6 protein-coding genes are annotated in these 6,192 nt (G+C 65.3%); 4 read left to right on the forward strand and 2 right to left on the reverse strand.

The genetic code is table 11. The features are described from left to right. Positions 1-12: 12 nt before the first annotated feature. The 3 genes from AC5ZGW_RS35415 (at position 13) to AC5ZGW_RS35425 (ending at position 2,586) form a co-directional block, all read left to right on the forward strand. Complete coding sequence (locus AC5ZGW_RS35415) at positions 13-681, forward strand: COG3904 family protein (protein WP_245475166.1); 669 nt, start codon at positions 13-15, stop codon at positions 679-681. Positions 682-877: 196 nt separating this feature from the next. Beyond that, entirely contained in the window at positions 878-1,807 is a 930-nt protein-coding gene (locus tag AC5ZGW_RS35420) for a sulfite exporter TauE/SafE family protein (protein WP_130231337.1), read from the forward strand. Further along, complete coding sequence (locus AC5ZGW_RS35425; protein ID WP_130231339.1) at positions 1,804-2,586, forward strand: TIGR02186 family protein; 783 nt, start codon at positions 1,804-1,806, stop codon at positions 2,584-2,586. Before AC5ZGW_RS35420 ends, AC5ZGW_RS35425 begins: the two co-directional genes overlap by 4 nt. 2 nt (positions 2,587-2,588) lie before the next feature. Here the strand turns inward: AC5ZGW_RS35425 and AC5ZGW_RS35430 are convergent, their stop codons facing one another. Together AC5ZGW_RS35430 and AC5ZGW_RS35435 are read right to left on the reverse strand one after the other, a co-directional pair. Further along, on the reverse strand, positions 2,589-3,929 hold the full coding sequence (locus tag AC5ZGW_RS35430; protein ID WP_130231340.1) for an NRAMP family divalent metal transporter: 1,341 nt from the start codon (positions 3,927-3,929) through the stop codon (positions 2,589-2,591). A gap of 92 nt (positions 3,930-4,021) precedes the next feature. Then, positions 4,022-4,936, reverse strand: a complete 915-nt coding sequence (locus tag AC5ZGW_RS35435) for a DMT family transporter (protein WP_130231342.1) — start codon at positions 4,934-4,936, stop codon at positions 4,022-4,024. 97 nt (positions 4,937-5,033) lie between these two features. Between AC5ZGW_RS35435 and AC5ZGW_RS35440 the strand changes: the two genes are divergently transcribed. After that, the gene (locus AC5ZGW_RS35440; protein ID WP_130231344.1) at positions 5,034-5,897 is read left to right on the forward strand and encodes a LysR substrate-binding domain-containing protein; all 864 of its coding nucleotides are present in this window, start codon (positions 5,034-5,036) and stop codon (positions 5,895-5,897) included. The last annotated feature ends 295 nt before the right edge of the window (positions 5,898-6,192 follow it).

Genomic DNA, 6,192 nt, shown 5'->3' on the forward strand with positions numbered 1-6,192 from the left:
TGGCGGTGGTCGATGTGGTCGATTGTCATATTCGCCCTCCTGATCTCCGGCGTCGGCATCCGCGCCTATCGGGACCTGTCGCGGCCCGACGCCTGGGCCTATTGGAGAGACCAGTATTTCTCGCCGAGCCTGAGTTCGAAACTGATCGGCAAGACCGATCTCGGCGGGCCTATCGGCTCGCGGCCCGCTTTGGCCATCAAGGGAGAGATCGGCCCAGCCGCCGCAAACTGGTTCCGCGACAGGCTGGATGAGGCCCATCTGGCGCCCGGCGACGTTGTCCTTCTGTCATCTCCGGGCGGCGACCTCAATCAGGCGCTCATCATCGGCGAAATGATCCGTTCCCGCGGGCTGACGACCGCCGTCGGCGTTGCCGATGCTTCGGGCCAGGTCCGCCCGGCCTATTGCGCCAGCGCCTGCGTCCTCGTCTATGCCGGTGGCACCACCCGCTACGGCCTCGAGGGCTCGATGCTGGGCGTCCACCGGTTCGTCACCACGGCGCCGGTTGCCGACCCCGTCGCCGACACCCAGCGCGTCACCGGTGCCGTGCTGCACTACATGACCAGGATGGGCGTATCCTCCACAATCGTCGAGGCGATGTCACAAACCAGGGACATCCGCTGGCTCGGCACCAAGGAAGCCGAAGCGATGAACCTGGTCACCGATCCCATCGGCCGGCCGTAAGGCGCGGGCGCGACAAAAAACTCCGCATCGGCGGATTCTATAGTCCCTCGTCGCGGCGATTTCGGTTATTCAAGGGCGCGGCAACCGATCCGCGTCCGCTTCCGCGCCGGATTCCGCTGCCCGCAAGCTCGATCAGAAAACCGCGCCGTGGGCTGGCCATGCGCCAGCCCCGCGGCATTATAAGAAGCGACCGCGCGTGCAGCTCTACCTCCCGATCGCCGATATTCCCGTCAATATCTTCCTCGTGCTGGCGATGGGCGCGGCGGTCGGTTTCGTCTCCGGCATGTTCGGTATCGGCGGCGGCTTCCTGATGACGCCGCTGCTGATCTTCATCGGCATCGCGCCGGCGGTGGCGGTTGCCTCGGTCGCCAGCCACATCGCGGCCTCCTCCTTCTCCGGCGCGCTCTCCTATTGGCGCCGCCGCGCCATCGATCCGGCGCTGGCGCTGATCCTGTTAAGCGGCGGCACGATCGGCACCGCGCTCGGGGTGTGGACCTTCACCTATCTGCGCTCGCTCGGTCAGCTCGACCTGATGATCGGGCTGTCCTACGTCGTGCTGCTCACCGCGGTCGGCACGGCGATGGCCTATGAGGGACTGCGCGCGATGCTGCGCAGTCGCCGCGGCGGCGCCGCCACGCTGCGCCGCCCGGGCAGCCATGGCTGGATCCACGGCCTGCCGCTGAAGATGCGCTTCAAGCGCTCCAAGATCTATCTCTCCATCATTCCCGTCATCTTCGTCGGCCTCGTGATAGGCTTCATCGGCGCCGTCATGGGCATCGGCGGCGGCTTCATCCTGGTGCCGCTGATGATCTACCTCTTGCGGGTGCCGACCTCGACCGTGATCGGCACCTCGATGGTGCTGACGCTGGTGACGATGATCTTTGCGACCCTGCTGCACGCGGTGACCAACCACCTCGTCGATGCCGTGCTGGCCCTGATCCTGATGGTCGGCGGCGTCACCGGAGCGCAGTTCGGCGCCCGCGCCGGCCAGAAGATCCGCGGCGAGCATCTGCGGCTGTTGCTCGGGCTCCTGGTGCTTGCGGTCGGCATCCGCTTTGCGGTCGAGCTCGTGATCCGCCCCGCCGATCTCTTCACCATCCGCGAATCCGGCGGGGCAGCGCCATGACCGCCCGCGCACTCCTCGTTCTCGCCGGCCTGCTCGGTGCGATCCTCGCCACCAGCCCGGCCTGCGCGGAACGGCTGATCGTCTCGGTCTCCAACCACCGCGTCACGGTAACGCCGAATTATGCCGGCGAGGAACTGGTGCTGTTCGGCTCGGTCGAGAGGGATGCCGACACCCCACCCGGCCGCACCAATTACGACCTCGTGGTGACCGTGGTCGGACCGCGCGCCGACATGGTGACGCGGCGCAAGGAGCGCAGATTCGGCATCTGGATCAACAGCGACTATCGTCAGTTCCTGCAGGTGCCGACCTATCTCGCGCTGTTCTCCAATCGCCCCTTCGACCAGATCGCTTCGCCGGAGGTGCAGCGGCGTCAGCAGCTCGGGCTCAACAACGTGCTGCTGATGCAGCGCGTCAGCGGCGACTATGCCGACGTCGTCCCCGACGACGTCTTCCGCAGCGCCTTCGTGCGGCTGCGCACCGAGCACGGGCTGTACCGCGAGGAGACCTCGGCAGTCACCTTCCTGACCCCGACCCTGTTCCGCACCACGATTCCGCTGCCGGCGGAGGTGCCGATCGGCACTTATAATGTCGAGATCAAATTGTTCACCGATGGTGCGCTGGTGACCAAGGCCAATACCGCGTTCGAGATCGTCAAGGTCGGTTTCGAGCAGTTCGTGGCCAATACCGCGCGGCAGAACGGCCTTGCCTATGGCCTCGTCACCGCCGCCATGGCGCTGATGACCGGCTGGATGGCCTCGATCGTGTTCCGGCGCGATTGACGTCACGACGCGAACAGTCCGACGCCCATCGCAACCACGCTCAGCAGCATCGCTCCCGTCGACAGCCATCCGAGCCAATACAGCGGACCGGTGATGATATACCGGTCCATCACGTCATGGCGGCGCGCCATCACCATCAGCAGCACCATCACGGGAACGGCGAGTACGCCGTTGATGACCGCGCTCCAGTACAGCGCCGAGATCGGGTTGATCGGCGTGAAATTCAGCGCGATGCCGAAGCCGGCCGCCAGCGCCAGCACGGCATAGAATGCGACGGCCTCCTTCGGCTTGCGCGCCAGGCCCACCGGCCAGCGACGTCCCTCCCCAACGGCATAGGCGGCTGAGCCCGCAAGCACGGGAATAGCGAGCAGCCCGGTGCCGACGATGCCGAGCGCGAAGATCGCTTCTGCGAACGGGCCGGCGATGGGACGCAGCGCCTCTGCCGCCTGCGCCGAGCTCTGGATGTCAGTCTTCCCCGCCACATGCAAGGTCGCGGCGACCGTGACGATGATCGAGATCGCGATCAGGTTGGAGAGCGCCATGCCGACGATCGTATCGGCGCGGATGCGGGAAAACTCCTTCCGCGCCCCATAGTGCTTTTCGATCAGCGGCTGCTTTTTGGCGTCGACGCGCTGGTCTTCGGCTTCCTGCGAGGCCTGCCAGAAGAACAGATAGGGCGAGATCGTGGTGCCGAAGATCGCGACGATGGTGGTGAAATAGTTGTCGTTCCAGGCGAGCCTTGGAATCAATATGCCGGCGAGCGCCTCGCCCCAGGAGATGCGGGCGAAGGCAAGGGCCGCAACATAGGCGAACAGGCTGAGCGTCAGCCATTTCAGCACCGCGACATAGCGCTTGTAATCGAGGATGATCTGAGCGGCCACCGAGGCCACCCCGAACAACAGCACGTAAAGGATGGGATGCCCGCCGACCAGCAGCGTCGTCGCATCCGCCATGGCGCCGAGATCGGCCGCGATGTTGATCGTGTTGGCGATGAACAAGAGCGTGACCACGATGTTGAGCAGCCACAGCGGATAGTGCCGGCACACATTGCCCGAAATGCCCCGACCGGTGACGCGGCCGACGCGCGCCGAAATCTCCTGGATCGCCACCATCAGCGGAAAGGTGAACAGCATGGTCCAGCCGATCCCGTAGCCGAACTGCGCGCCGGCCTGGCTGTAGGTGCCGATCCCGGACGGGTCATCGTCGGAGGCGCCGGTGATCAGTCCGGGGCCGAGCGATTTCAGGAAGCGCTTGAGCTCGAAGGGCTGGCGCGGCTTGGCATTCGGGGCCGGCTTGTTGCCGGGCTTTAGGTGATTGCCTGTCGATGCCTTGTGTTGCGCCATACCCGGTCCAGTCGCCGCGACAACGAACCGGAGGTGGTTCGGTTCCCGGCGCTGTATCTGGCTGGCCGCTATGGCACAAGCAAGACAGGCCGTCAGGCGCGCGATGCCGCGATCGGACGGGTCACGAGATAGATGCCGAGCGCGACCGGGATGATGCCGAGCAGGTCGCGGGACTCGACATGCTCGCCGAGCACGAGGAAGGCGAACAGCATGCCGAGCGGCGGCATCAGGAAGTGATAGGCGCTCGCGGCGGTGGCGCCACACACTTTGAGCAGATGAAACCACAGCGCGTAGGCCAGGATCGATCCGCCGAACACCAGGAAGGCGAACGCGCCGAGCAGCCGCGCGCTCGGCACGATCTCGGAGACGCTGGAGAGCGCGAACGCGAATGGCAACAGCACAAGCCCGCCGGCGAGATTCTGGATGCCATTGCCGACCCACAGGCTGCCCTTGGGAGACAGCAGCTTGAACAGAATGGTGCCGGTGACGATGGAGGCGAGCGAGGCCAGCGTGAACACGATGCCTTCCATATGCTCGGTGCCGACGGAGAGCCGATGCCAGACGATGAAGGCGACACCGGCAACGCCGAGCATGAGGCCCGCGACCTTGCGCCAGGTCAGGACTTCGCCAAGGAACAGTGCCGCCAGCACCGCCGTGAACACCGGATTGGCCGAGACGATCAATCCGCCGATGCCGGCGGAGACCGTCTTCAATCCGGTATAGCCAAGCCCGAGATAGAGCGCGTTGTTGGCAACGCCGAGCACCGAATAAACAGCGACATCGCGCCAGGAGAGCTGCCAACCCTCGCGGCGCAGCGCCAGAAAACCGAGGATCAGGATGCCCGCGAGCGAAAATCGCGCCGTGAGCAGGATCAGCGGCGGACAATCGGTGACGCCGATCTTGCCGGCGATGAAGGCGTAGCTCCAGAGCAGGCAGAACAAGGCAATCAATAGCGGCAGCGGGTTGAAGCCCTGTCGGGGAGCCGCGATCGAAGGGGCGAGCGACATGAGAGTTCTCCTTGGCCCTTCCATCTAGGCCCTCGCCTTCCCATTTGGAAATTAAATGATAGACTGGCAGCCAGTGGATTTTTGAATAGGTGCCGCCATGTTCGATTTGGAACTGCTGCGCAGTTTCGTCTCGGTGGTCGATGCCGGCGGCTTCACCCGCGCCGGCGAGCGGGTCCACCGCACCCAATCCACCGTCAGCCAGCAGATCAAGCGGCTGGAGGAGGATGTCGGTCAGCCGCTGCTGATCCGCAACGGCAAGGATGTCACCCCGACCGAAGCCGGCGAACGGCTGCTGTCCTACGCGCGGCGGCTGCTCGCGCTTGCCGAGGAGGCGCGCGATGTCGTGACGCGGCCGACCTATCAGGGCGCGATCCGGCTCGGCATCCCCGAGGATTTCGCCGCCTATCGGCTGACAAAGCTGCTCGGCGCGTTCTCGCGTTCGCATCCGATGCTCCGGCTCGACGTGCGCGCCGACCAGAGCATGCACCTGCAGCGCGATCTCAATCGCGGCGAGCTCGACCTCGCGCTGCTCAAGCGCACCGCCGGCGAGAAGGGCGCGATCGCGGCCTGGCCGGAGCGGGTGCACTGGGTCACCAGCAAGACGCATCCACGCGACACCCGCAGCGGCTCGGTGCCGCTGATCGGATTTCCGGCCGGCTGTCTCTACCGGGCCGGCGCGATCCACGCGCTGGAGAGCGCGGGCCGCCCCTGGCATATGGCCTATACGTCCTCGAGCCTCTCCGGCATCCAGGCCGCAGTCGCCGCCGGCATGGGCCTGAGCATCCTGTCGGAGATCGCGATCCAGGCCGATCACCGCGTGCTCACGGCAAAAGACGGTTTTGCGCCGATCGACCGGACCGAACTCGCCCTGCTCGCCTCCCCCGCCGCCAGCCCCGCCACACTGCGGCTTGCCGACAGGCTCGCGGAATTCTGCGACACCGTGCAGGCGAAAGCGGCGTAGGAGCCGTAGGGCGTGCGCCGTAGGATGGGTAGAGCGAAGCGAAACCCATCGCGACGGAGTAAGCCGCACGAATGATGGGTTTCGCTGCGCTCTACCCATCCTACGATTCTACGATTCCGAGAGGAGAGATCACGATTCAAATTTCAAACAGCGTGAGGATGTGAGTTCGCGTTCTCGCGGCGAGTTACGCCCGAGCTTTGCGTCACTTTCCACCCTCTTCGATAGCAGAGGGCGCAGGGAAAGCCGGGTGCTGGTTGCACCCGTGGGTCCCGTGCAACAAAAAGCACGGGGGTAG

This window comes from Bradyrhizobium sp. Crot121, assembly GCF_059512385.1.